At 73.3% G+C, this 24,031-nt stretch carries 18 protein-coding genes; 7 read left to right on the top strand and 11 right to left on the bottom strand.

The window, feature by feature from the left end; genetic code table 11:
• Positions 1-82: 82 nt before the first annotated feature.
• Genes AB0K00_RS38350 through AB0K00_RS38340 form a run of 3 tightly spaced genes read left to right on the top strand, consistent with a single transcriptional unit; the run spans position 83 to position 2,225 of the window.
• Positions 83-724, top strand: coding sequence for a 50S ribosomal protein L11 methyltransferase (locus AB0K00_RS38350; RefSeq protein ID WP_363531262.1), 642 nt, complete (start codon positions 83-85; stop codon positions 722-724).
• A gap of 11 nt (positions 725-735) precedes the next feature.
• A complete protein-coding gene (locus AB0K00_RS38345) occupies positions 736-1,707 on the top strand; it encodes a tyrosine-type recombinase/integrase (RefSeq protein WP_363531259.1) in 972 nt (323 codons plus the stop codon).
• The gene (locus AB0K00_RS38340; RefSeq protein ID WP_363531256.1) at positions 1,704-2,225 is read left to right on the top strand and encodes a GNAT family N-acetyltransferase; all 522 of its coding nucleotides are present in this window, start codon (positions 1,704-1,706) and stop codon (positions 2,223-2,225) included. Before AB0K00_RS38345 ends, AB0K00_RS38340 begins: the two co-directional genes overlap by 4 nt.
• Here the strand turns inward: AB0K00_RS38340 and AB0K00_RS38335 are convergent.
• The 5 genes from AB0K00_RS38335 to AB0K00_RS38315 all read right to left on the bottom strand — a co-directional run bounded on the left by AB0K00_RS38335 (position 2,213) and on the right by AB0K00_RS38315 (position 9,925).
• Entirely contained in the window at positions 2,213-3,874 is a 1,662-nt protein-coding gene (locus AB0K00_RS38335; protein ID WP_363531253.1) for an acyl-CoA dehydrogenase family protein, read from the bottom strand. The genes AB0K00_RS38340 and AB0K00_RS38335 overlap by 13 nt on opposite strands.
• Positions 3,875-3,903: 29 nt before the next feature.
• Entirely contained in the window at positions 3,904-4,548 is a 645-nt protein-coding gene (locus tag AB0K00_RS38330; RefSeq protein WP_363531372.1) for a thymidine kinase, read from the bottom strand.
• 157 nt (positions 4,549-4,705) lie between these two features.
• The gene (locus AB0K00_RS38325; RefSeq protein WP_363531250.1) at positions 4,706-7,714 is read right to left on the bottom strand and encodes a BTAD domain-containing putative transcriptional regulator; all 3,009 of its coding nucleotides are present in this window, start codon (positions 7,712-7,714) and stop codon (positions 4,706-4,708) included.
• Between the two features lie 45 nt (positions 7,715-7,759).
• Complete coding sequence (locus AB0K00_RS38320; protein ID WP_363531247.1) at positions 7,760-9,139, bottom strand: MFS transporter; 1,380 nt, start codon at positions 9,137-9,139, stop codon at positions 7,760-7,762.
• 27 nt (positions 9,140-9,166) lie between these two features.
• Positions 9,167-9,925, bottom strand: coding sequence for a glycerophosphodiester phosphodiesterase (locus AB0K00_RS38315; RefSeq protein WP_363531244.1), 759 nt, complete (start codon positions 9,923-9,925; stop codon positions 9,167-9,169).
• A 126-nt stretch (positions 9,926-10,051) separates the two neighbouring features.
• On the opposite strand from AB0K00_RS38315, the gene AB0K00_RS38310 reads away from it, so the two are divergent.
• A complete protein-coding gene (locus tag AB0K00_RS38310; RefSeq protein WP_363531241.1) occupies positions 10,052-11,656 on the top strand; it encodes an Hsp70 family protein in 1,605 nt (534 codons plus the stop codon).
• Positions 11,657-11,721: 65 nt separating this feature from the next.
• Here AB0K00_RS38310 and AB0K00_RS38305 read toward each other — a convergent pair whose 3' ends face one another.
• From AB0K00_RS38305 to AB0K00_RS38290, 4 genes are read right to left on the bottom strand one after another with little or no spacing between them, the layout of a single operon-like run.
• Positions 11,722-12,498, bottom strand: coding sequence for a hypothetical protein (locus AB0K00_RS38305; protein ID WP_363531238.1), 777 nt, complete (start codon positions 12,496-12,498; stop codon positions 11,722-11,724).
• Positions 12,499-12,510: 12 nt separating this feature from the next.
• Positions 12,511-14,430 (bottom strand): dynamin family protein, encoded by a 1,920-nt coding sequence (locus AB0K00_RS38300; protein ID WP_363531235.1) that lies wholly within the window; start codon positions 14,428-14,430, stop codon positions 12,511-12,513.
• A complete protein-coding gene (gene grpE / locus AB0K00_RS38295; protein ID WP_363531232.1) occupies positions 14,427-15,257 on the bottom strand; it encodes a nucleotide exchange factor GrpE in 831 nt (276 codons plus the stop codon). The genes AB0K00_RS38300 and grpE overlap by 4 nt, the downstream gene beginning before the upstream one ends.
• Positions 15,258-15,282: 25 nt before the next feature.
• Complete coding sequence (locus AB0K00_RS38290) at positions 15,283-16,794, bottom strand: dynamin family protein (RefSeq protein WP_363531229.1); 1,512 nt, start codon at positions 16,792-16,794, stop codon at positions 15,283-15,285.
• A 268-nt stretch (positions 16,795-17,062) separates the two neighbouring features.
• Between AB0K00_RS38290 and AB0K00_RS38285 the strand changes: the two genes are divergently transcribed.
• A complete protein-coding gene (locus AB0K00_RS38285; RefSeq protein ID WP_363531226.1) occupies positions 17,063-19,597 on the top strand; it encodes a LuxR C-terminal-related transcriptional regulator in 2,535 nt (844 codons plus the stop codon).
• Between the two features lie 106 nt (positions 19,598-19,703).
• Positions 19,704-20,255, top strand: a complete 552-nt coding sequence (locus AB0K00_RS38280) for a LuxR family transcriptional regulator (RefSeq protein ID WP_327001381.1) — start codon at positions 19,704-19,706, stop codon at positions 20,253-20,255.
• 22 nt (positions 20,256-20,277) lie between these two features.
• Here AB0K00_RS38280 and AB0K00_RS38275 read toward each other — a convergent pair whose 3' ends face one another.
• Positions 20,278-22,218 carry a bifunctional diguanylate cyclase/phosphodiesterase gene (locus AB0K00_RS38275; protein ID WP_363531222.1) on the bottom strand — a complete coding sequence of 647 codons (1,941 nt, stop codon included), beginning with the start codon at positions 22,216-22,218 and terminating at the stop codon, positions 20,278-20,280.
• A 154-nt stretch (positions 22,219-22,372) separates the two neighbouring features.
• Here AB0K00_RS38275 and AB0K00_RS38270 point away from each other — a divergent pair, with 154 nt between their 5' ends.
• A complete protein-coding gene (locus AB0K00_RS38270; protein ID WP_363531219.1) occupies positions 22,373-22,963 on the top strand; it encodes a GNAT family N-acetyltransferase in 591 nt (196 codons plus the stop codon).
• Here the strand turns inward: AB0K00_RS38270 and AB0K00_RS38265 are convergent.
• Positions 22,857-23,819, bottom strand: coding sequence for a lysophospholipid acyltransferase family protein (locus AB0K00_RS38265; protein ID WP_363531216.1), 963 nt, complete (start codon positions 23,817-23,819; stop codon positions 22,857-22,859). The two genes, AB0K00_RS38270 and AB0K00_RS38265, sit on opposite strands and share 107 nt — an antisense overlap.
• Positions 23,820-24,031: the final 212 nt, after the last annotated feature.

The following is a 24,031-nucleotide window of genomic DNA, read 5'->3' as shown; positions in this document are numbered from 1 at the left end:
AGTCCCGCCCCCATGGATTCGACGGTACCGATGACGGCCCCCGCGGGGTGTCGCCTGCACGAGTGACATACGCTGCGAGCCGATGAGCACCGCATTCGTCCTGGCGCACACCTGCCTGACCCCGGTCCCGCTGGTGCCGGAGGTCCGGCTGCAGCTGGCCGACGAGGCGATCGAGTTGTGGCAGTACACGGAGAAGTTCGCCGGTGGGGTGCAGCTGCCGCCGCCGTTCTGGGCGTTCGCGTGGGCCGGTGGGCAGGCGCTGGCGCGGTATGTGCTGGACAACCCGGAGCTGGTGCGGGGCCGCAGGGTCCTGGATGTGGCGGCGGGGTCGGGTCTGGTCGCGATCGCGGCGATGAAGGCCGGTGCGGCGCGGGTGACGGCGGTGGAGATCGACCCGCTGGCGGTGACGGCGATGGCGGTCAACGCGGCCGCCAACGACGTCACCGTCGAGGCCGTGTTGCAGGACGTGCTGCCGGGTGACGGCGGTGACGCCGACGTGGTCCTTGCCGGTGACGTGTTCTACAGCCGGGAGATGACCGGTCAGGTGCTGGAGTTCCTGCGGCGGGTCGTCGGCCGCGGCGCGGACTGCCTGGTCGGTGACCCGGGCCGGGCGTATCTGCCGAAGGAGCACCTGCGGCTCGTCGCGGTGTATGACGTGCCGGTGCCGCAGACGCTGGAAGACACGCCGGTGAAGCGGACCACTGTGTGGCGGCCGGTTCTCTAAACTGCGCTTCGATGCGCCCCCTGCAGCCCGTCCAGCATGCCGGCCCGTTGGCCCTGCCGCCGGTGTCCGGTGACTTCACCGACGCGTGGCTGGCCAACCGGCGCCTGTCGGCGCACACCCGCGCGGCGTACCGGCGGGACGTGCACCAGTTCCTGCGCTGGTGCACCGGCCGGGACCTTGATCCGTTGCGGGCGTCGTTCCTGCATGTCAACGCGTATGCGCGGGACCTGGAATCCACTGTGGACGCGCGGACGGGGAAGGTGCTGGCGCCGGCGAGCGTGGCGCGGAAACTGTCGGCGTTGTCGAGCTGGTATGCGTTTCTGCTGCGGTTGCAGGCGGTGGCGGCGAACCCGGTCGGTGGCGCGGACCGGCCCCGGGTGGACCGGGACTCGTCGGCGACGGTCGGGCTCACCGGTGGGGAGGTCGATGCGATCCTGGCCGCGGCGGCGGCGCAGGGCGGGCCGACGGCGTTGCGGGACCTGACGATCCTGGCGTTGCTCGCGGACCTCGGGTTGCGGGTCGGTGAGGTCGTCGCCCTCGATCATGCCGACATCGGCACGGAACGTGGGCACCGCACGGTGCGGTTCGTCGGCAAGGGCGGCAAGCCGCGGCGGCGGGCGCTGACCCCGAACGTGGTCGCGGCGCTGGAGCGGTACCTGGCGGTCCGCGGTGGCGGTGACGGGCCGCTGTTCGCGACCGCGACCGGTGGGCGGGTCGACCGGCATGCGGTGTTCCGGCTGGTGCGGCGGCTGGCGAAGGAGGCGGGGGTGCCGGCGTGGGCGCGGTTGTCGCCGCACTCGCTGCGGCACGCGTTCGCGACGTCCGCCCGCGACGAGGGGGTGCCCTTGGAGGACGTGCAGGACGCGATGGGGCACGCCGACCCGCGGACCACCCGCCGCTACGACCGGGACCGGCACAACCTGGACCGGGACCCGGCGTACACGATCGCGGCGGCGCGGGCCCGCCGGGAGGGCACCGCATGATCGTCCGGGTGGCGGAGGACGGGGACGTCGACGCGATCGCGGCGTTGCACGCCGACAGCTGGCGGCGGCACTACCGCGGCGCGTACGCCGACGCGTACCTCGACGGTGACCTGGACGTGGAGCGCCGGGCGGTGTGGCGGGCGCGGTTCCAGGACCGGACCGGAACCGTCACGATCGTCGCGGAGGACGAGCAGGGGCTGATCGGGTTCGTGCACGTGGTCCTCGACGACGACGGGCACTGGGGCAGCCTGGTGGACAACCTGCATGTCACCAGCGGCCGCCGGCACGGTGGTGTCGGCACCGCCCTGCACACGGCCGCCGTCGGCGCGGTCCTGCGGCAGGCGACGAGCCCGCACCTGTACCTGTGGGTCCTGGAGCAGAACACGGCGGCGCAACGGTTCTACCGTTCCCGTGGCGGGGTGCACGCCGGGACGGTCCCGGTCGGTGGGGACCCGCGGCGGCTGCACGGGTCGCCGAACAAGTTCCGGATGGTGTGGCGGCCGGTTCAGATGAGCTGATCGAAGTGGGTGTGCAGGTCCGCGGACACGTCGGCGCCGCCGAGGCGGCGCAGCGTCCACAGCGACGCGAGCAGCGCGGGCCGGTCGTCGCCGCGGTCCGCGGCCCATGCCGCGTGTTCCAGCAGCAGCGCCGCGGTGAGGGTGTTGCCGAGGCGCAGCGCGAGTTCGCGGGCGCCGGCGACGACCCGGCCGGAGCGCGGGTCGGCGGCGGCGGTCTCCACGTCGACGGCGAGCCGGCGGGTCGCGGCGATCAGCGCGTCGGCGACGCCGGGCAGGCGGGTCGTGGCGGCGTCCGCGGCGATCTCCGCGCGGTGCAGGAGGGGCCGGGCGCCGTCGCCGGTGGTGAGGGCGCGCAGCACGTCGACGGACAGCACGTTGGTGGTGCCTTCCCAGATCGGCAGGACCTGCGCGTCGCGTAGCAGCCGGGGGATGCCGGTGTCCTCGACGTAGCCGGCGCCGCCGAACGCCTCCAGGTATTCGCTGGCGGACGCGACCGCGAGCCGGCCGGTGACGAGCTTCGCCAACGGGGCGACGAGGCGCAGTTCGTCGCCGGTGGGGTCGGCGCCGAGGAGGGTGAACGCGTGCGCGGCGAGGGCGTACGCGCCGGCGGCGTCGACGGCGAGCGCGCCGAGGGTGGCGCGGTGCAGCGGGTTGTCGGCCAGGACCCCACCGGCCACCTGCCGGTTCGCGGCGTGGCTGAGCGCGTACTCCAGGCCGCGGCGCATCCCGCCGGCGGCCGCGGCGGCGTTGTGCAGGCGGGTGACGACGACGAGGGTCATCATGCGGGCGAGGCCGGGGACGGTGGGGTCGCCGATGGGGATCGCGGGGGTGTCGTCGAGGCGGACCTCACCGGTCGGCACGGCGCGGGTGCCGAGCTTGTCCTTGAGCCGCAGCACCTGCAGGCCCGGTGCGGGCAGGGCCCCGTCGTCGGCGTAGCGGGGGACCAGGAACGGTGCGAGGTTGCGGGAGCCGGGGCCGGCGCCGTCGGGGCGGGCGAGGGCGACGGCCATCGCGGCGTCGATCGCGGAGCAGAACCACTTGTCGCCGGTCAGCAGCCACCGGCCGTCGGGGCCGGGGCGGGCGGTGGTGGTGGAGCGGGCGATGTCGGAGCCGCCCTGCGACTCGGTCATCCACTGGCCGCTGGTGACGGCGACGGCCGGGTCGGTGGCGGTGAGGCGGGCCAGCCACGGCGAGTCGGGGGCGGCCGTGGTGAGCAGGGCGGCGGCGCCGTCGGCCATCGCGACCGGGCAGGAGAACGTCGCGGACTCCGGCCCCCACAGGTGCAGCAGCGCGTGCTGGACGATCCGGGTGCCGGCGCCCCACGTGTCGCGGGCGGCGGCCTGGTAGGGCAGCGCGACGACGGCGTGGCGGGCGGCGGCGGCGCGCTGGGCGTGCCAGCCGGCGGACACGTCGACGCGGTCGATGCGCGCGCCCCACGGGTCGAACCGGGTCAGGGTCGGTGGGTGGGTCTCGGCGTCGTGGTGCGCGGCGCGCAGCGGCCCGAGGACGTCGGCGGACAGCGCGGCGAGGCGCCCCTTCGCGGCGGCGTGCCCGTCGGGGCCCAGGAGCCGCTCCAGCCAGCCCTGCAGCTGCCAGTCGCTGGTGTACGGGTCGCGCAACGCCGGGCCGTCCTGCACGAATCGCGTCATACCCCTGAGGTTACCGCCCGGTAATGAGGTTAGACGAGGCGGAGTTGCCCGTCGGGGCGCGCCGCCGGGCCCAGGTTCCCGACGCGGTGATGCCGGCGGCACAGCACCTGGTAGCGGACGTCCGCGGCGGTCGTGTCCGCGACGGTGTCGTCGGCGTCGGTGTCGCCGATGACGACCTGGTCACCTTCGCGGGCGATGCCGCCGTTGACGACCCGGGCGTTGAGCAGCCCCGGCCGCCCGCACCAGCACAACACCTCCACCTGCACCCGGGTCACCTCGTCGGCGAGTTCGAACAGCCGCTGCGCGGCCGGGAACAGGCTGGTGCGGAAGTCGGTGGCGAGGCCGAACGCGTACACGTCGACGTCGGAGGTGTCGACGAGGTCGGCGAGCTGCTCGATCTGCGCCACCGTGTAGAAGCTCGCCTCGTCGCAGATGAGGTAGTCCACCCGGATCCCCTGCGACCACCGCTGCCGGACCAGGCCGCGGATGTCGAGGTCGGCGCCGACCTCGACGGCTTCCTTCCCCAGCCCGATCCGGGTCGACAGGCGGCCCGGGCCGGCCCGGTCGATGGTGGTGAGGACCAGGCCACGGCGGCCCTGCCGGGCGTGGTTGTAGTCCATCTGCAGCGCCAGCGTCGACTTGCCGCAGTCCATCGGACCGTAGAAGAACTTCAGCGAGCCACCGCGGCGGAGCCGGCTGTCACCGGCGGCGACGCATGCGAGTGGGTCATCGTCGAGGGAAGGGGTGGAGGACGTCACGACACGGCAGCCTACTGTTCCACCGGCCGCCGCACCCGCGCCAGCCACCCGCCAGCCGCCCGCCGGATGTTGGTCAGTTGCTCTTGAGCTGGTCCAGGCGGGCGCGCACATCGTGGCGTTCCGGGGTGCCCATCGCCTCGAACAGCTCCAGCGCGGTGCCGAACCGCTCCGCGGCCAGCCGCGGGTCGTCGGTGCACACCCCGAGACCACGGTAGGCGCGGGCCTGCTCATACCGGTGACCGATCCGCATCGCCCGGTCCAGGACCTGCGCGTGCACGAGCTTGCCCTGCGCGTACCGGCCGACCGCGGCCAGACCCTCACCGTAGTTGTTGCCGGCCTGACACGCGACCGTCGGGTCCAGCTGCTGACCGTCCTCGTACGCGGTGCGCAGCAGCTCCAGGCCCCGCTCCCGCACGCCGAGCGCGACGAGGCTCGCGCCGAGCGCGCACCGGGCCTCCAGCTCCGCGGCCGGCCCCACGTCACCGCCGAGCTGCCGGCGCGCCCACGCCAGCAGCAGCACCGCCTGCCGGTGCCGGCCGAGCCGGGCCCGGGCCAGCCCCAGCTCCACCGCACCGACCGCGGCCGGCCACGTCAGGCCGGTCCGCCGCCCGTAGCCGACGATGCGCTGCGCGACCAGCGCCGACTCGCTGAACCGGCCGAGGGCACGGAGCATCCCGGCCAGCGCCGCCCACTGGACACTGACGTGCCAGCTGTCGTCACCGGCGACCAGGGACCGTTCCATGAGGCGCAGCGCCTCGGTGAACCGGCCGACGTTGAGGTACACGTAGGCGAGGTTCGTGCGGGCCCGCACCCCCCACGTCGGGTGCCCGACGAGGACGGCGAGGTGCGCGGCGGCCGAGGTCAGGTCCCCGCCGCGGGCGTGCGCGGAGGCGAGGTAGTTGTGGCTCATCGCGATCAGGTCCGCGTCGCCGAGGGCGTCCGCGGCCGCGAGGGCCCGCCGGTGCAGATCCAGGGACACGTCGTTCATCGAGTTGCGGAACAGGTACCCCCACAACGCCCGCGGCAGCAGCACCGTGTGCCGGTGCCAGCCGAGCCGGTCGGCGAGGTGCGCGGCACCGACGACGTTGGCCCATTCCAGCTCCAGCCACCGCCGGGTGTCGATCATGTCGGTGAACGTCGGCACGTGCTCACCGACGTCGACGAAGTCGACCGGGTCACGGTCGCGGTTGCTCTCCCACACCTTCGTCGCCGCCGCCGTCGCCTGCAGGTAGAAGTCCAGCATCCGCAGGATCGCCGGGTCGCGTTCCGGGTCGGTCGCGGTGAGGTGCGCGGCGTACTCCCGCAGCAGGTCATGCAGCCGGAACCGGCCCGCGACGGGTTCGTTGAGCAGGTGCGCGTCGACGAGCTGCGCGAGCAGCGCGTCGCAGTCGCCGGCCGGCAGGTCCGCCAGGGCCGCGGCGACCCGCATCGACAGTTCCCCGGCCGGGTGCACTCCCAGCAGCCGGAACAGCCGCTGCGCCGGCGGCGGCAGCTGCCGGTAGGACAGTTCGAACGCCGCGTGCGGTGACCGGCCGTCCACGGCCAGGTCGACGGCGGCCGGGTGGGCGCGGCGCAGCCGGTCGGCGAGGTCCGCGACGCTCCACGACGGGCGGTGCGCCAGCCGGGCCGCGGCCAGCCGCAACGCCAGTGGCAGGTGCCCGCACAGGCGGGCGACCTCCGCGGTCGCGGCCGGGTCCGCGGCGGCGCGGGCACCGACGACCGTGGTGATCAGCCGCCGCGACTCGACCGCGGACAGCACGTCCAGCGACACCGGCCGGACCCCGTCGAGACCGGCGATGCGGCGGCGGCTGGTGACGATGACGAGACTCGCCGAGGACCCCGGCAGCAGCGGCAGCACCTGCGCGGCGTCGGCGGCGTTGTCGAGCACGACGAGGACCCGCCGGCCGGCGAGCTCGCTGCGCCACCGGGCGACCCGCTCGTCCGGGTCGGCGGGGACCCGGGCCGGTTCGACCCCCAGATGCCCCAGCAGCAGCCCGAGGGCCTCGTGCGGCGGCAGCGGCGGCCGGTCGCTGTGCGCGCGCAGGTCCAGGAACAGCCGCCCGTCGGGGTACCGGTCGGCGACCCGGTGCGCGACGTGCACGGCGAGGGTGGTCTTGCCGACGCCGGCCATCCCGTCGATGCTCAGCACCGTCGGCACCCCACCCGCGTCATCCACCGCGGCGCCACCGACATCACCGGCGTCGCCGGCGTCGCTGAGGTCGCCGGCGGCGACGAGGTCAGCGACGAGGTCGTCCCGGCCGGCGTAGTCCGCGACGTCCCGCGGCAGGGTCCACGGCCGCGCCGCCGCCCGCACCGGCGCCGTCACCTGCACCTGCGCGGCGGGTGCCGGTGGCGGCTCCAGGTGCGGCTGCAGCAGGTCGTGATGCAGCCGCTGCAGCCGTTCACTCGGCGGCAGGCCCAGCTCGTCGTCGAGGGCGTCACGCAGCCGCCGGTACACGGCCAGGGCGTCCGCGGTCCGCCCGGCCCGGGTCAACGCCGTCATCAGCTGCTCGGTGAGCCGCTCCCGCAGCGGATGCTGCTCGACCAGGCCGGTCAGCTGCCCGACCAGCTCCGCGTGCAGGCCCAGGCGCAGCTCCACGTCGACGCAGTCCTCCAGGGCCGCGTCGCGGCGCTCCTCCAGGGCCACCGCGTGTGCCTGCGCCGCGGGACTGTCGACCCCGGCCAGCGCCGGGCCCCGCCACAGGTCCAGCGCCGCCCGCAGGTGTGTCCGCGCGCCGCGCAGGTCCCCGCCGACGGCCGCGGCCCGGCCCGCGGCGACGAGGACGGTGAACGTGAGCGTGTCGAGCTCACCGTCACCGACCGCGGCACGGTACCCGGCGGTGTCGGTGCGGATCGTGTCCGGCAGCAGCCGCCGCAGCCGCGACACGCACGTGTGCAGCTGCGCCCGGGCGGTCGCCGGTGCCTGGTCGCCCCAGACGGCGTCGACGAGACGGGCGACGGTCACGACCCGGTTCGGTTGCAGCAGCAGCATCGCCAGCAGCACCCGGTCCCGGGCCGCCGCGATCTCCACCGGCCGCCCGCCGACGTCGACCGCAAGGGGACCCAGCAGCCGGTAACGCACGGGAGCGAATGTAGTCCGCGGGCCGCCGCCGCGGCTACACGCCGCCTACAGGCGGGCCGGTGGGGTGTTCCCGGCCTGCTCGATGGCCTTGCGGATCGGCACGGCCAGCAACGCGACAAACCCGACGACGAAGAACACCAGCAGCGAGATGATCGCAACCCGGTAGCTGCGGGTCGTGTCGTAGGCGAGGCCGAACAGCAGCGGCCCGAGCCAGCTGGTGCCCTTGTCGGAGATCTCGTAGATGCCGAAGTACTCGCCTTCGCGGCCCTTCGGGATCAGCTGGCTGAACAACGACCGCGACAACGCCTGCGAACCGCCGAGGACGAGGCCGATGCCGCCGCCGAGCGCGACGAACAGCAGCGGCTCCTTCGCCGGCAGGAAGTACGCGATGACGATGATCACCGTCCACAGCACGAGACTGCCCAGCAGCGTCTTCCACGCCCCGTACCGTTTCGCCAGCCACCCCAGCAGCAGCGCCCCGGCGAACGCCAGGAACTGCACCATCAGGATCGTCGGCACCAGCACGTCGTCGGACAGCAGCAGTTCCTTCGTGCCGTACTGGCTGGCCAGGGCGATCACGGTCTGGATACCGTCGTTGTAGACGAGGTACGCGACGAGGAAGAACAGTGTCAGCGGGTACGCCTTCAACGACTTCAGCGTGTGCCACAGCTGCCGGAACCCGTCGGTGAGCAGGTTCACCCCGGCCGCGGGCGGCTCCAGCAGTGGCCGGTTGCGCAGCCGCAGCAGCGGGATCGTGGTGAACCCGGCCCACCACAGGCCCGCCGACACGATGCTGTACCGGGCGACCTCCCCGGTGCTCATGCCCAGGGAGTCCTTCATCAGCACCGCGACGACGTTGAGCAGCAGCAGCAGGCCACCGCCGAGGTACCCGAACGCCCACCCGAAGCTGGAGACCCGGTCGCGGTCCTCCTCGGAGGAGATCTGCGGCAGGAACGAGTTGTAGACGACGACGGACGCGCCGAAGGCGATGTTCGCGATCAGGAACAAGGCCGCGCCCAGCAGGTACCGGTCGCCGGTGAGGAACAGCATGCCGGCGGTCGCGGCCGCGCCGATGTAGGCGAACAGGGCCAGGAGCTGCTTCTTGCGCGGGGACCGGTCCGCGACCGCGCCGACGACCGGCAGCACGAACACCGTCAGGAACACCGACAGGCTCACCGTGTACGGGAACAACGCACCGGGCGCGATCGCGATGCCGAGGGGGTGGATGACGGCGTCGTCGCAGGCGTCCTCGACGCAGCCGGCCGCCTTCTCCGCGATCGACGTCAGGTACGGGCCGAGGAACACGGTGACGACGGTCGTGGAGAACGCCGAGTTCGCCCAGTCGTAGAAATACCAGCCGACGCGTTCGGATTTCGTGCTGAGCTGCGGCGTCTCAGGCGTCGGTGGCGTCTCGACAGCGGACACGGGGGCCGGCCCTTTCCTGTGCTGTTCCTAGGCGGGGTTCCAGATGCCGCGGCGGGTGTACACGTCGCGGAGCACCTCGATGTGATCGGTCATGATGCCATCAACCCCGAGGTCCAGGAAGTGCCCGATCTGCGCGGCGTCGTCGATCGTCCACAGGTGCACCTGCAGCCCCAGCCGGTGGGCGTAACGGATGAACCGGGGACTGGCGAGGGTGAGCCGCCCGTACCGCGGCGGGATCTGCACCGCGACGACCCCTTCGGCGACCTTGACCGGCCGTCCGGTCAGCGACCCGGCGTACAGGGCGGTGACCTCCCGCATGCCCATCGACGTCGCGACCCGCGGGCCGGTCCGCCGGCGGATACGGGTCAGGCGGGCGGAGGAGAACGACGCGAGCAGCACCCGGTCGTGCGCGCCGGCACGCTCCAGCACGTCGATCGTCGGGGCGACGGCCGCGTCGGTCTTGCAGTCGATGTTGAACCGGACGTCCGGCCACGCCTCGAGGACCTCGTCGAGGCGGGGGACGGCGGCGGCGCCACCGACCCGGACCGTCTGCAGGTCCGCCCACCGAACGTCGATCATCCGACCCGGGCGCCCCAGCATCCGTTGCAGCGTGTCATCGTGGAACACGACCGCGACACCGTCGGCGGTCGCGTGCGTGTCGGTCTCGATGTACCGGTAGCCGAGTTCGACCGCACGGGCGAACGCCGCTGTCGTGTTCTCGTCACCGGCCGCCGCGCCGCCGCGGTGGGCGAAACCCAACGGTCCTGGCAGGTCAAGATAGGCCACGCCGACAGTATGTAGTGATCATTGGTGGAGTTTGCGTAACGGCGGGTTACCGGGGGCTTTCCAGGGGGCTCCCAAAGGCTTGCCGGGCGACGCAGCGTGTGGAACGGCAAAGGTAGGGTGACGCACATGCGCGTGCTCGGCATCGACTTCGGCACGTCGAACACGGTCGCGATGATCCGGACCCCGGACTCACGGATGCGGCCGCTGCTGTTCGACGGTTCTCCCTTGCTGCCCTCTGCTCTGTACTTCAACACCGACGGTAAAGTCCTCGTCGGCCGGGACGCCGAGCGCAACGCGCGGCTGGACCCGGCCCGGTTCGAACCCAACCCGAAACGTCGCATCGACGACGGTGAGGTGTTCATCGGTGACCACTCGATGCCGGTGCCGCGGCTGTTCGCGCACGTGCTGTCGCTGGTCAACACCGAGGCCCGCCGGCAGCTCGGCGCGGCACCCGACGAGGTGCGCCTCACCCACCCGGCCAGGTGGGGGGAGCGGCGCCGGTCCCTGCTGGTCGAGGCGACCCGCATCTCCGGGCTCGGCACCCCCAGGCTGATCGCGGAGCCGGTCGGTGCCGCGTCCTACTTCACCGCCGTGCTCGGCTCCGCCGTCCCCGTCGGGCGCAGCCTCGCCATCTACGACCTCGGCGGCGGCACGTTCGACGCGACCGTGGTCCGGCGCACCCAGTCCGGGTTCGAGGTCCTCGCCGAGGACGGCCTCGCCGACGTCGGTGGCCTCGACTTCGACCACGCGATCGTCGAGCACCTCGGCAAGGTGTATTCGCAGAGCCACGCCGACAAGTGGACGTCGATCGCGAACCCCGCCGACGCGAACGCCCGCCGGCAGCGGCGGCTGCTGTATGAGGACGTCCGCGGCGCGAAGGAGATGCTGTCGCGGACCGCGTCGACCGACATCCACCTGCCGTCCCTCGAGGTCGACGCGCATCTGACGCGGGAGGAGCTCGAAGGGCTCGTCAAGCCGTACCTGGAACGGACCGTGTCGTGCCTGCGCCGGGCGATCGAGTCGGCCAGGTTGCAGCCGAAGGACCTCGTCGGGATCTTCCTCGTCGGTGGCTCGTCCCGGATCCCGCTCGCCGCGCACCTGATCCACACCGAGCTCGGGGTGGCGCCGACGACCCTGGAGCAGCCGGAGACGGTCGTCGTGGAGGGCGCGCTGTGCATCGGCGCGCCGTCGGCGCCGGTCCGGGCGTCCGGGATGCCACGGACCGTGACCCCGCCGCCGCCGCAACAGCAGCAGCAGCGGCCGGTGTCGGCGGTGCCGGTGTCCCCGGCGATGAACCGGCCCGGCCCCGTCCAGCAGCAGCCGCCGATGCAGCAGCAGCGCCCGCCGGTGCAGCAGCCGGTCAACATGGTGCGCCAGCAGCCGCCCGTGCAGTTGGTCCGGCAGCCCCCGCCGCCGGTGCAGCAGCAGCCGGTGAACATGGTGCGGCAGCAGCCCCCACCGCCGCCGGTGAACATGGTGCGGCAGCAGCCGCCGCCGGTGCAGCAGCAGCCGGTGCAGCAGCCGTACCGTCCGCCGGTGTCGCCGGCGCCGGTCGCGCAGCCGGCCCGGCCGGGACCGTTCCCGCCGCAGGTCGCCCGGCCGCAGCCGCAGCCGGCGCCGCAGCAGCAGGCCGACGAGGGGGAGCGCAACTGGGTCGCGGTCATCATCGTCGTGCTCGTCCTGGTCGCGGTGCTGTTCGTGATCCTGCTGCTGACCGCGTTCAACGGCTGACCCACCCAGCAACGGAAAAAGGCCCGCCACGCGTCGCGTGGCGGGCCTTCCGGTTGTCGTGGGCCCTATGTGTTGGGGGCCCAGAACCCGGCGAGGGAGCTCGTCGCCGGGTCGTCGGAGTTCAGCAGCAGGCTCCACGGGTCCGCGCCCGCCGGCACGTCCACGCCGTCGTAACCGGCCAGGTCGGCCGGGTTCGCCGGGTCGGTGTGCACGGCCGGGTCGTACGCCGCGGACAGGGAGTGATCGGGGCCGCCGAGGACGTCGGCGTCGCTCCACGGGAACCCGTCGACGGGCTCGGGTGGGCTGTCCAGGTGAAGCTCGTCGGGGAACAGCGGCTCGGGCCAGCCGTCGTCGCCGCGCAGGTCCGGGTCGCTGCCGAACGTCTCCGCGTGCTGCACCGCGTCAGTGTCGGCGTCGGTATCAGCACTGGCGTCGGTGTCGGCGTGCACGTCGGTGCCGGTGTCGGTGGTGTGGTCGGTGACGGGTTCGAACTCGGCGTGCTGCGCCGGGTCACCGTCAGCGGGGTCGAACCCGTCACCGTCATGGCCGGACTGGTCACCGGACTGGTCACCGGACTGGTCAACAGACTGGTCGTAGGCCTCCGCGGCGTGCTCGGTGCCCAGCGGCTCCTCCAGGTCGTCGCCGCCGTGCGCGGCACCACCCAGGGCGTCGCCGCCGAAGTCGTCGTGACCGTCGTGACCGTCGAACGTGTGCCCCGGCTCGAAGCCCGGCTCGAAACCGTGCTCGAAGCCCTGCCCGTATCCCGGGTCGCCGCCGAGGTCGGCGGTGTCACCGGTGTCCGGTTCGTCGCCGGACTCCGACCATTCCCAGTGCCCGTCCATGATCCAACCCCCTTACGCTTCGGCCGGCGCGTCAGCCGCGTCCGCGGGTGCGTTCGGTGCCAGTGCACGTACCCGCACGAGGACCTCGTCAACCTGTTTGATGCGGGCGCGCAGACCTTCCCGTTCGGTGTTCAGCGCGGCCTTGCGCTTGCTGCGCTCCGCCTTGTCCTCCGCCAGGGACTTGTCGATGTTGGCGATGTGCGCGTCGAGCTGCTTGAGCCGCCGCTCGATCGCCTCGTCCAGGGCCAGGGTCAACGCGTACTGCAGGTCGGTGAACCGGTGCATGATCTCGTCCGACAGGGCCGCGCGGGCCTCGCCGAGGACCTCCCGCAGCCAGGTGCGGGTCTGCACCTTGTCCGTCATGCTCTTCCGCTTGAAGATCATGTACGCGCCGGCGGCGAGGCCGAGACCGATACCGATGACCGGGATGACGAGCCCGGCACCGGCGATCCCGGCCAGACCCATCGCGCCGGCACCGGCCATCGCACCCCGGCCGGCCATCATCGCCATACCGGCCGAGGACATGACGACCATCGCGCCGTCGCCGCCACCGCCGTCCCGGCGGGGTTTCGTGCCCAGCGCGTGGCGCAGCTTCGCGTTCAGCTGCCGCAGCACGTGCTGCAGCTCGCTGGGGTGGAACACCTGCGCGAGGACCCGCTCACCGACCTTACGGAACCGGAACTCCAGGTCGTGCGACAGCCGCACCGACAGCGCATACAGGGCCTTGTCGACCTCGGCGGGCAGGTCGCTGATGTCGCCCCGCCCACCCTTGTCGATCTTCTCCATGAACTGTTCCTGCAGCTGCGTCATGTACGAGCGCAGCCGCGTCGTCGCCTCGACCCGGGCCCGCTGGGTCTCCGTCGACAAGGCGAGGGACCATTGCCGGGACTCGGTGCGTTTGCGGGTCGCGACCTGCGCCCGCTCCTCCTTGGCCCGTTCGGCGTCCTTCGGGTCCGGGTCGGTCGCCTTCATCCGGTCGCCGTACTCCTGGTCGATGCGGATGTACTCCGAGCGCACCGACCGCAGCACGTTCGCCTGCTGCAGCAGGTGCCCCTTCTTCGCCAGGTCGATCAGGGCGTGCTGCAGCTCCGCGATCCGCGACTCGCGGATCAGCTCACCGGCGGCCTCCTTCGGCAGCGTCATCGCCAGCTCCGCCAGCCGCGCCGACACCGGGAACCACGGCGCGGACCCGAACCGGGGCGCGTGCGTCTGCAGCTGCCCCTTGTTGTCGGCGAGGATCGTGCGCCACCCCGGGTACGCGTCGACCTTCGTCAACGCGAACAACACGAAGTTGACCTTCTTGCTGGCCTCGATGAGGAAGTTCATCTCCGGCTTGGAGAACGGCGAGGACGCGTCCACGACGAACAGCAGCGCGGTGGCCCGCTCCACGGCGTCCATCGCGACCTCGACGTGCATCGAGTCCAGGCCACCGGTGCCGGGGGTGTCGGTCAGCGTCAGGTACTGCAGCAGCGGCGCGGAGTGGTGCACCTCGATCCGCCGCGGCGGGCGCATCCCGTCGGGGAGCCGCCCGAGGACGGTGCCCCAGTCCCGCAGGTCGCCGAGGTTGATCGGGATCGGGTCCTCCCGGCCCGGCACGTACGCGCGGGCGCCGTGCTGGGTGTTGTGCGTGAACTCCAGGTACGACGCGGTCGCCACCGCCGCGTCGACCGGCGACAGGTTCGGCACCCCCATCAGCATGTTCGTCAGGCTGCTCTTGCCACGTTTCGTCTCACCGACCACGACGATGCGGGGACGTTGCACGTCGCGGCGGCGTTCGGTGTCCACGTCCGCCGCGGCGTCCGGGTCGATCTTGCGCAGATACGCCAGGGACCCGTCGACGCCGGCCTTGAGCAGCTTGCCGAGGGCAGCCTCAGGGCTCGGTGGCTTCGGTTTGCCGTTCGCGGGAGGCGCCGCGTTCTCGGTCGAGGTCATCGTGGCTGCTCTCTGCGTGGTTGCGGGCTGGTCGGGTGCTGCTGCGCGTGCTGCTGGACCGTCGGGTGCGCGCCGGTCGGCCCGCCCGGGTTGCGGGCGGCCTGGTAGACGGTGACGATCGGGGCGCGCAGGACCCGCCCGTCACGGTCGACGTAGCCGGGGACCTCCACGGCGGCGATCGACCCGATCAGCTTCGGGTCGTTGGACGGTGCGGCGCCGCCGGCCTCGTGATGCGCCGGGTCGAACCGGACCCCGGTCGGCTCCAGGGTCGTGACCCCGGCCTCCTGCAACGCGGCGCCGAGCCGGTCGCCGAGGGCCTTGGACGTGACCCGGTCCCGTACGTAGATGCTCGCCTGGACCAGGGCCCGCCGGTCCGCGTCGGCCGGGCTGTTGCCGCGGGCGGCGACGGGCACCTGCACCTGCCGGGGCGCGCTGCGGGACGACAGCAGCAACAGCAGCAGCAGCGCCGCGCCGACGAGCAGCGCACCGACGAACGCGGTCAGCGCCGCGGTCACCCCGAACGGTTCCTGCGCGGTGCACGCCGCCGCCGGTGCGGCCTGCCCGACCTGGGCGGCTGCGGTCGTCTTCAACGGCTGCGGCTCCGGGGCGTTGTTACCGCCGCCGGCGACGGAGTCGCCGATGCCGGCGCCGCCGGACGCGGTCGTCGGGGCCGGCGGCGGCGCGGTGGTCGCGGCCGCCGTCGACGCCGGCGCCGCCGGACAGTCGGGGGCACCGGCGAGCAGGCCGGTCGCGGCGCCGGTGAGCACGGCGACGATCAGGGCAACAGCCACGGCGACGAGACGCAGGCTGTTGGAGGACGAGAACATCGTCGGCTCCTGGGGGTGGGTGCCTTCAGTTGACACGGGCTTGGCCACGGATACGTTGGGACAGCAGGTAGAAGCCGCGGTGCGCGACGAGCGCGACCCGCGACTGGGACGGGCTGGCACCGGCGACGGCGTAGGCCCGCCACCGGGTCGCGGCGTCCAACGCGGCGCGGACCATCTGGTCACGGTCGGATCCCTGCAGGTTCAGGATCCAGCCGGGGTCATTGGACAGCGCGAGCCGGGTCAGTTCGCCCTCCATCTGGTCGGGCAGGTCCACCGCGCCGGTCGTGACGAGCTGCGCGACCTCCAGCAGGCGCAGCCGGTGCGACTCCGGCTGCTGCAGGACCCGTTCGATCGCGTCGCGGAGCAGCTCCCGGTCGTGGGGGCGTTCGGCGTGGCTGGCGATCTTCTCCAGGCTCGACAGCGCCCACCCGGCCTTGATCGCGTCGGTCCGCCACCGGAACGCGTGGTCCAGGGTCTGCCGCAGCCGCGGGAACCCGGACGCCTGGAACAGCATCCGGACCAGCTCACCGGTCGCGAGGGTCGGCTTGTTCACCAGCTGCGCGATCGCGAAGCTGATCCCGTACAGGTCCAGCAGCCGCAGCAGCCGCTCCCGCGACTCACGGGTGATGCCGCACTCACGGGTCGTGAACAGGTCCACGGACGCGAGCAGGACGGTCCGTTCACCCTGGGGGAGCGCGGCGAGCTGCCGCAGCGCCTCACAGTCCGCGGCGGTCAGGCGACCCGCCTCGGTCGTCTCGGCGAGCAACCCCACCACCGGTACCACATCCGAAACGACCCGCCGCAGCACCTTGGACTGGTCACTGGCCAGGGGAGCGACGATCGGCCACGGGTCCTGCCCGCCACCGGCGAGCTTGTCGACCTTGTTGAACAGGCCGAGGGAGTTGATCGGGTTGGACGACAGCCGCGCGGAGATCGACCGGAACGCCTCCAGCGCCTGCACGTCGTCCTCACGGACCGACTGCGTGAACACGTAGATGATCGCCTCGGCGCCGGACAGCGCACCGGCGGAGTCGGAGTCCAGGTCGTCGTCGATCGGCGCCTCGGAGAACAGGAACCGGCGCGCCTGATCCGACACCGACGTGTTCGCACTCGACAGGCCGGGGGTGTCCACGACGGTCAGGTCCCGCAGGTGGTCACTGGTCAGGGTCACGTCGACGTAGGCGACGTCGTGCCGGGCCACACCGAGGCGCTGCGGGATCATCCCGGCCTCGTCGAGGGGGAGACTGACCCGGGCGCCGTTGCGTTTGACGACGTCGACCCGGTCGGAGGTGCCATACCGGAACTGGGTCACGATGCGGGTGCACTCACCGACCTCCGTCGGCGCGACCCGCCGGCCGATAAGCGCGTTGACGAGCGTGGACTTGCCGGACTTGAGCCGGCCGGCGATCGCGACCCGCAGCGGCTCGCCGAGCCGCCGGCGCACGTCGACGACCTGCGCCTGAGCGCCGCCGCCGAGCCGGTTGCCGACCTCGGCGCACAGATCCGCGACCCGGGAGCTGAGTGGTCCTGGAGCCACGTCGTCAGCCCCGGACCGGGCCGGCAGGACCTGACCGGTGAGCCGACTGGTGACCAGATACCTCCCCGGGGAGACTGATCACCGACTGCGCGAGGCCGGTGTGTTCAGCCAGAATGCCGACGTACCCTCGGGGTTCCAAGGGGTGGTCCTCGCTCATTACTCGCTCCCGGGTGGAATCAGACCGTCATGTCACGCACGTACGGCACACACATTACGAATATCCTGCGCGCGCAGGATCCCATGTTCGTGCCACGAATGGAGGCGAGAAGTGCCTGAGGCGTCGACTGACGAGCCAGTCGCCGGGGCCGTACCGAGCGTGTCGGTCGGCCGGGCGACGGTGGGTGCCACGGCCTGGCCACCCGCCGACCTGGTCGCCGCGGCGGTCGAAGCCCTGCGTAACCCCGGTCTGGTGGTCATCGCGGGAGCACCCGGCACGGGACGCTCGACGGTGCTGAAACGACTCGGTGAGACGTTCCGCGGCACCGTGTTCGCCGGTGGCGCCCTGGCGATGCTGCGTGGCGTGCCCGCGTTGCCGCTGTCCCGGGCGGTGCGGGTGCGACTGCCGTCACACGAGGCGCCGCTGCTCGCCGAGGCCGTCCGCTCCCGCGTCCGTCACGGACTGCTGCTCCTGGATGACCTGCAGTGGGCGGATCCGCTCACGATCGCCGCGTTACCCGCCATCGCCGAACACTGTCGGATAGCCGTCACGTTACGCACGCCGCACCGGCTGCCCGGCGACGCCGAACAGGTGCTCCGCGCCGCCGCGACCGCGTGGCTCAACGTCCCCGCGATGCCCGCCGACGCCGCCGCGGCCCTCGTACGGCAGATCGCGCCCGGCGCGTCCAGCACCGTCGTCACCGACCTCGTGCGCCGCGCCGGCGGGGTCCCGCTGGCCGTGTCCGCCCTCGCCAAGCACGTCGCGCAGGGCGGCACCCCCCTGGACGCCGACAAGGGCCTCGCCTACACCGTCGCCGGGGCCCTCGCCGACCTCAACCGCCCCGCCCGCACCGCCATGGCCGCCCTCGGCCTGCTCGGCCGGCCCGTCACCGCGACCGTCCTCGGTGAAGGCATCACCGAGCTCACCGCGACCGGGCTCGTCGAGGTCGACGCCGCCGGGATCGCCGCGCCCGTGTCGCCGTACACCGCCGAGGTCGCCGCGGGCCTGCTCGAACCCGCCGAACGGGTCGCGTTGCACCGGCGGCTCGCCGGGCTCGTCCCGCCCCGGGAAGCGGCCCGGCACCTCGCCGCCGCCGGCGCCGCCGGCGACGCCTACCAGGTCGCGGTCCGCGCCGCCCGCGCCGCCACGTCCACCGGCGAACGCGCCGAACTGCTGCTGCTCGCCTGCGACCTGCCCGGCATCACCGCCGCCGCCGACGTGCGCCTCGACGCGGCCCGCGCCGCGCTCGCCGCCGGCCGGCCCGGCTCCTGCCTGCGGGTCCTGACCCCCGAAGCGGTCACCGACCCCGCGATCGGCGCCGTCGGCGCCGTCCTGCGCGGTGAGGCGCTGCTGCAGCAGGGCAACGCGGCCGCCGCCGCGCACGCCGTCGCCGCCGTCGGTGACGACGCCCCCGGCGACGTCCTCGGCGCCCGCGACCGGGTCCGGCTCCTCGCGACCCTGTCGACCGACGCCGACGCCGCCCTGACCCGCGCCGAGGAACTGCTGCGCGTGCACGGCGACGCGCCCGCGCACCCCGGGCTGCGGGCCGCGATCGCCGCCGTCCGCGCCGGCACCCGCCGCCCCGGCTGGGAATACGGACTCGCCTCCGCCGCGTCCGCGGCCGGGCAGGCCGGTGACGTCCTCGCCGCCCGCTGGTCGGCGTGGCTGCTGGTGGAGACCCTCACCGCCGACGCGCGGCTCGCCGAAGCGTCCAACGCCGCCGCCGCCGCGGCCGCCGCCTGCGCCGGTGACCTCGCCTACTCATGGCAGACCCGGTTCATCGCCGCGCAACTGTGGTGCGACGCGCTGCGCGGCGAGGAGATCGACGAGGTCGTCCGCCGCGCCGGTGACCTCACCGACCGGACCCTGCCGGCCGTCGCCCGCGGCTACGCCGTCGCCGCCGCCAGCCTCGCCGAGGCCGACGGCGGGCTCCTCGCCCCGGCCCGCGCCCGCCTCGACGCCCTCACCGGCCGTCCGTCGTCCACCGGACCCGTCCTGGACTGGGTCACCCGGGAAGCCGCCTGGCTCGACGGGCAACCCGACCACGCCGGCGCCCGCGGCACCGACCTGCCCGCACCGCCGCTCGTCGACGGGCTGCGCCGCATCACCGCCCGGTGGGCCGCCTACGACGCCGGGGACGTCACCGGCCCCGGCCTCGCCGCCGGCGACGCCGGGGACCGGCCGCTCGCCGCGGTCGCCGCGACCCTCGACGCGTGGAAGGCCCCGGACCTGTTCGCCGCGGCCGCCGCCGCCTGGCACGACCTCGCCCGCCGCGAAGAGGTCCGCTGCCTGCTCGCCCAGGGCATGCTCGAGGAGGACGCCGAACTCGCCGTCCCCGCCCTCCTGGAAGCCGAACGCCTCGCCGAGGAGGCCGGGCTCGTCGTGCTCCTCGGCCGGACCCGCCGCGCCCTGCGCCGCCACGCGATCCGCCGCGACACCCGCGGCCGGCGCGCCGGCGACGAACTCACCGACCGGGAACGCGACGTGCTGCGCCTCGTCGCCAACGGCGAACCGACCCGGCGCATCGCCGGGCAGCTCGGCATCTCCCGGGAAACCGTCGAAACCCACATCCGCTCCGGGATGCGCAAGCTCGGCGCCCGCACCCGCACCGAGGCCGCCGCGCTCGCGATCGAGGAGCTTGGATGAGTAATGGTGTGCTCTTGTGCGTGAGCCCCTACGCACCGCATCGTTGGCGGATGACACCCGCTGCACTGCCCCGACCGACCGGCGGCATCCCCGGTCAGGGCCGCTGATGGCGGGCGATCCCGCACACGCACCCCGCTACGTGGTCGCGTCCGGGGGCGACGCGACCACGGTGCTGCGCAAGCTCGCCCGGGCCGGCTGGACCACCCGCGAAGGGTTCGCCCTCACCGACCAGGCCTGGGACGTCTCCGACGCCCGCCTCGCCCTCTACGGACGCGTCGCGGAGGCCGACACCGCCGAACTCGCCCTGCTCGCCGCCGCCCGCGGCGCCGGGATCGTCGCGATCTGCGACGCCGGCGGCGACATCGGCCGGGCCCTGCTCGCCGACCTCGCCCGCATCGGCCCCGTCACCACCGACCCCGACGCGGACCTCGGCACCACCCCCGAACCCGACGGCAGCGGCCCCCAGCTCGCCCCCGAACAACGCGCCCTGCTCGAACGCCTCGCCGGCGGCGAAACCATCGCCGCCGCCGCGGCCGCGGAGTTCCTGTCACTGCGCACCGCGAACCGGCGCATCGCCGAGGCCCGCGAAGCCCTCGGCGTGCGGACCACCCGCGAAGCGGTCCTCGCATACCTGCGCATCCGCCGCGAAGGCGGCTGACCAGGGCGGCTGACCAGGGCGGCTACACCCGGGCCGGCTGCAGCCACCGCTGCAGGCGGTCCGCCGGCTCCGGCCGCGCGTAATGGAACCCCTGCGCGATGTCACACCCGAGCCGCCGCAACGCCTCCACCTGCCCCGCGTGCTCCACCCCCTCCGCCACCACCGTCATCCCCAGGTTGTGCCCCAGGTCGACCGCGGAGCGCACCAGGACCGCGTCATCGTCGTCGGCGCCGGACAGGTTCACCACGAACGACCGGTCGATCTTCAACTCGTCCACCGGCAGCTGCTTCAGATACGCCATCGACGAATACCCGGTGCCGTAGTCGTCGATCGACAACCGCACCCCGAGCCGGTGCAACCCGTGCAACGTCGCCGTCGCCAGAGCCGGGTTCGCCATCACCGCGCTCTCCGTCACCTCCAGCCGCAACAACCGCGCCGGCAACCGGTGCGCGGTGAGCAGCCCCTCGACCCGCTCCCGCAGCGACGCGTCCGTCAGGCACCGCGGCGACAGGTTCACCGCCACCGGCACCTCCATGCCCGCCGCCCGCCACGCCGCCGCCTGCGCCACCGCCCGCGTCAGCACATGCGTCGTCAACAGGTTGATCAGCCCCGTGTTCTCCGCCATCGGCACGAACTCACCCGGCGCGACCAGACCCCGCGTCGGATGATGCCACCGGATCAGCGCCTCCACCCCGCACAGCTCACCGGTCGCCAGGGCGATCTTCGGCTGGTAGTACAACTCCAGCTCCTCCCGCTCCGACAACGCCCGGCGCAGGTCACCGAGCAGCAGCAACCGGCTCGGCGGGGCAGCGCTCGTCGCCGGCTCATACACCACGGCGCCGTTCTTCGTCGCCTTCGCCTCATACATCGCGATGTCCGCCGCCCGCAGCAGCTCATCCGCGGACGTCACCGCCGCCGCAGGCACCCGCACCGCGATGCCGATGCTCGCCTCCACGTCCACCGTCACGTCCCGCAGCACGAAACTCTGATGCAGCCGCTCCTGCAACCGCCCCGCCAGACCCCTCGCCCGGTCCACGTCCGCACCCGGCAGCAGCACCGCGAACTCGTCCCCGGACAACCGCGCCACCGTGTCCCCGGCCCGCACCTCACCCGTCAACCGCGCCGCCACCTGCACCAGCAGCTCATCACCGTAATGATGCCCGAGCGTGTCGTTGACCTCCTTGAACCGGTCCAGGTCCAGCAGCATCACCGTCAGCACCGCATCCCGCCCCGCCAGCACCTGCTCCAGCCGCTCCGTGTACAGGGTCCGGTTCGGCAACCCCGTCAACGCGTCGTGCCGCGCCGCGTGCTCATGCCGGTCCGCCTGCGCCATCATCGTGTGCTGATACCGCACCACCAGCAGCCCCAGCCCGAACAGCAGCACCCCACCGATGCCGACCGCACCCAGCAGCGCCGCGAACACCAGCGCCTCAACCCGCCGCAACTGCTCGATCGCCGCGCTCGCCCGCCCAGCGTGCAGGTCCGCCGCCCGCTGGATCTCCGCACTGAGCTGATAAAAAATCCGGTCGACGTCGTTGTTGTTGATCCTCGCCGCCTCGACCAGGTCCGCGTTGTCCACCGCCGCGAACACCCGCAGCACCGCATACCCGTACTCGTCATGCACGTGCCGCAACCGCAACGCCAGATCCCGGTCCGCCGCCCCGCCACGGGACTCCACATCCGACAACGCCGCGTGCAACGCCGCACCCGCGATCGCGTGCCTCGCCCGCACCTCATCGCCCCGATCCAGACGGTACTTACGCTCCAGGGACTCCTCCTCGGCGATCGCCTTGTTCGCCCGCGCATACGCATCCGACAGCGCCGTGGACCGCGCCACCGTCTCCGCCGCGTGCCGCGTCCTGGCCACCCCGACGACCCCGAGCCCAGCCACGGACAGCAGCACCACGATCACGCCGCCGATGGCCAGCCGCCACCGCCTGCGGGTGCGGGCAGACGTGTTCATCCCCTTCATCCCCGGGTGCCTCCTCTCCGCGCCGCGCTGCCGACCTGTCGTGTCCCTGTCGGCGGGCACACGGCGTGGGGGAGAGGTTCGCCAGGATCGGTTCGGGTGCCCTTCGGGTTCCATCCCACGCGGCGCCCCCTGCGATACTTCGGCCATGCCCGCGCAGTGGACGGTGCGACCCGCCACACCCGCGGACGTCGAGCCGATCGCGGCGCTGCGCGCGACCGTGCTGCGAGCGGACCTGGAACGCCTCGGCCGCTACGACGACCACCGGGTCCGGCAGCGGCTCCGCGACGCGTTCACCCCGCAGCACACCAGCGTCATCCTCGTCGGCGGCGCCTTCGCCGGCTGCGTCGCCGTGCGCCCCGCCGGGAAGGAGGGCCGCTGGCTGGAACACTTCTACCTCGACCCCGCCGTGCAAGGGCGTGGGATCGGCTCGGCGGTGCTGCGGACCCTGCTGCGCCACGCCGACGCCGACGGCGTCCCCGTCCGGCTCAACGTCCTGCAGGGCAGCCCCGCGCAGCGCCTGTACGCCCGGCACGGGTTCACGGTGCAGACCCAGGACCCGGTCGACGTCTTCATGCTCCGCCGGCCGGGTGGCGTCAGCGGGTCGGACGTCTTCAGTGGGCCGGGCGCCGTCAGCGGGCCGGGCGGTGCCGCCGCTGCGTCGACAACGGCCGGACCGGGTCGACGAACCGCGGCAGCCGCGGCTCCGCCACCCGCAACCCGACAAGCTCGGCGGTGATCGCGTCGATGATGCGGTCCGTGGCCCGCTGCGCCGCACCCGACGCCGCCACGTCCAGATCCGACAGGTCCACCGGCGCCCCGAAATGCACCCGGACCACCGGCCGGCGCAGCAACGACCGGCCCAGCGTCCGCATCGTCGGCCCGAACCCGCCCCATGCCGCGACCTCATGCGCACCCCACTGCGCGACCGGTACCACCGGCACACCGGTCCGTAACGCGACCCGCGCCAGCCCCGTCTTACCCCGCTCCGGCCACATCCCCGGATCCAGCGTGATGCGCCCTTCCGGGTAACCGAGCACGTGCGACCCGACTGCGATCGCGTCGGCGACCACGTCGACGGCGCCACTGACGTCCGCCTGCCGCCGGTTGATCCTGATGTGCCCGGCGGCCCGCATCACCGACCCGACGACCGGCGCCCGGAACAACCCACCCGTCGCCATCAACCGCGGCGCCAACCGCGCCACCCGGCACGCCGCGCTGATCGCCACCGGGTCGAACGGACCGACGTGGTTCACCGCGAACAGCACCGGCCCGGCCCGCAACGCCGCCGGGACCTCACCGGTCACCCGCAGCCGCGCCACCGGCATCACCACGACCCTCGCCAGGACCAGCAGGAACCGCCACGTCCGCGGCGCCCGCCACACCTTCCTCGCCGGCACGTCACCGCTCGCCGACACGTCACCGGTTGCCGGCACGTCACCGGGGGAGACCCGCCCCGCGCCGGCGCCCTGCGCGGGGAGCACGGAAGGCAGCGCCGCGGAGAGCCCGGCCGGGGTGGGGGAGTCGCTCACCTCGACGGCCCGTGCGTCGCTTACTACCGCCGGCTGCGCCGCGCCCTGCTCCACGTCCGTCATGCCCCGCCACCGTTGAGTCCCAATTCGACCCACGAACGGTAACCCTGCCGGACGGGCACGCAAATCCCACTGCCGGACCGCCGACATCCACCAGCGACCCGGCACGACCGCGCACCGCCGCGATCCGCCTCAGTAATCGAACGATCCGCCCCCACCAGCAACCGAACCTGAGGGCGGATCGTGTCCTCGCGCTTCCCGGCCTTCTTCCGCTC

Origin of the sequence: Dactylosporangium sp. NPDC049525 (genome assembly GCF_040676755.1) — a bacterium.
In the GTDB taxonomy this organism is placed as follows: Bacteria; Actinomycetota; Actinomycetes; order Mycobacteriales; family Micromonosporaceae; genus Dactylosporangium.
Note: the sequence above shows the minus strand (reverse complement) of the source record. Positions and strands in the feature narration are given on the sequence as shown.

Bases quoted from the DNA above. Each gene is read 5' to 3' on its own strand.
- AB0K00_RS38350 (WP_363531262.1), top strand. From the start codon at position 83: ATGAGCACCGCATTCGTCCTGGCGCACACCTGCCTGACCCCGGTCCCG.
- AB0K00_RS38345 (WP_363531259.1), top strand. From the start codon at position 736: ATGCGCCCCCTGCAGCCCGTCCAGCATGCCGGCCCGTTGGCCCTGCCG.
- AB0K00_RS38340 (WP_363531256.1), top strand. From the start codon at position 1,704: ATGATCGTCCGGGTGGCGGAGGACGGGGACGTCGACGCGATCGCGGCG.
- AB0K00_RS38335 (WP_363531253.1), bottom strand. From the start codon at position 3,874: ATGACGCGATTCGTGCAGGACGGCCCGGCGTTGCGCGACCCGTACACC.
- AB0K00_RS38310 (WP_363531241.1), top strand. From the start codon at position 10,052: ATGCGCGTGCTCGGCATCGACTTCGGCACGTCGAACACGGTCGCGATG.
- AB0K00_RS38305 (WP_363531238.1), bottom strand. From the start codon at position 12,498: ATGGACGGGCACTGGGAATGGTCGGAGTCCGGCGACGAACCGGACACC.
- AB0K00_RS38300 (WP_363531235.1), bottom strand. From the start codon at position 14,430: ATGACCTCGACCGAGAACGCGGCGCCTCCCGCGAACGGCAAACCGAAG.
- grpE (WP_363531232.1), bottom strand. From the start codon at position 15,257: ATGTTCTCGTCCTCCAACAGCCTGCGTCTCGTCGCCGTGGCTGTTGCC.
- AB0K00_RS38280 (WP_327001381.1), top strand. From the start codon at position 19,704: ATGGCGGGCGATCCCGCACACGCACCCCGCTACGTGGTCGCGTCCGGG.
- AB0K00_RS38275 (WP_363531222.1), bottom strand. From the start codon at position 22,218: ATGAACACGTCTGCCCGCACCCGCAGGCGGTGGCGGCTGGCCATCGGC.
- AB0K00_RS38270 (WP_363531219.1), top strand. From the start codon at position 22,373: ATGCCCGCGCAGTGGACGGTGCGACCCGCCACACCCGCGGACGTCGAG.
- AB0K00_RS38265 (WP_363531216.1), bottom strand. From the start codon at position 23,819: ATGACGGACGTGGAGCAGGGCGCGGCGCAGCCGGCGGTAGTAAGCGAC.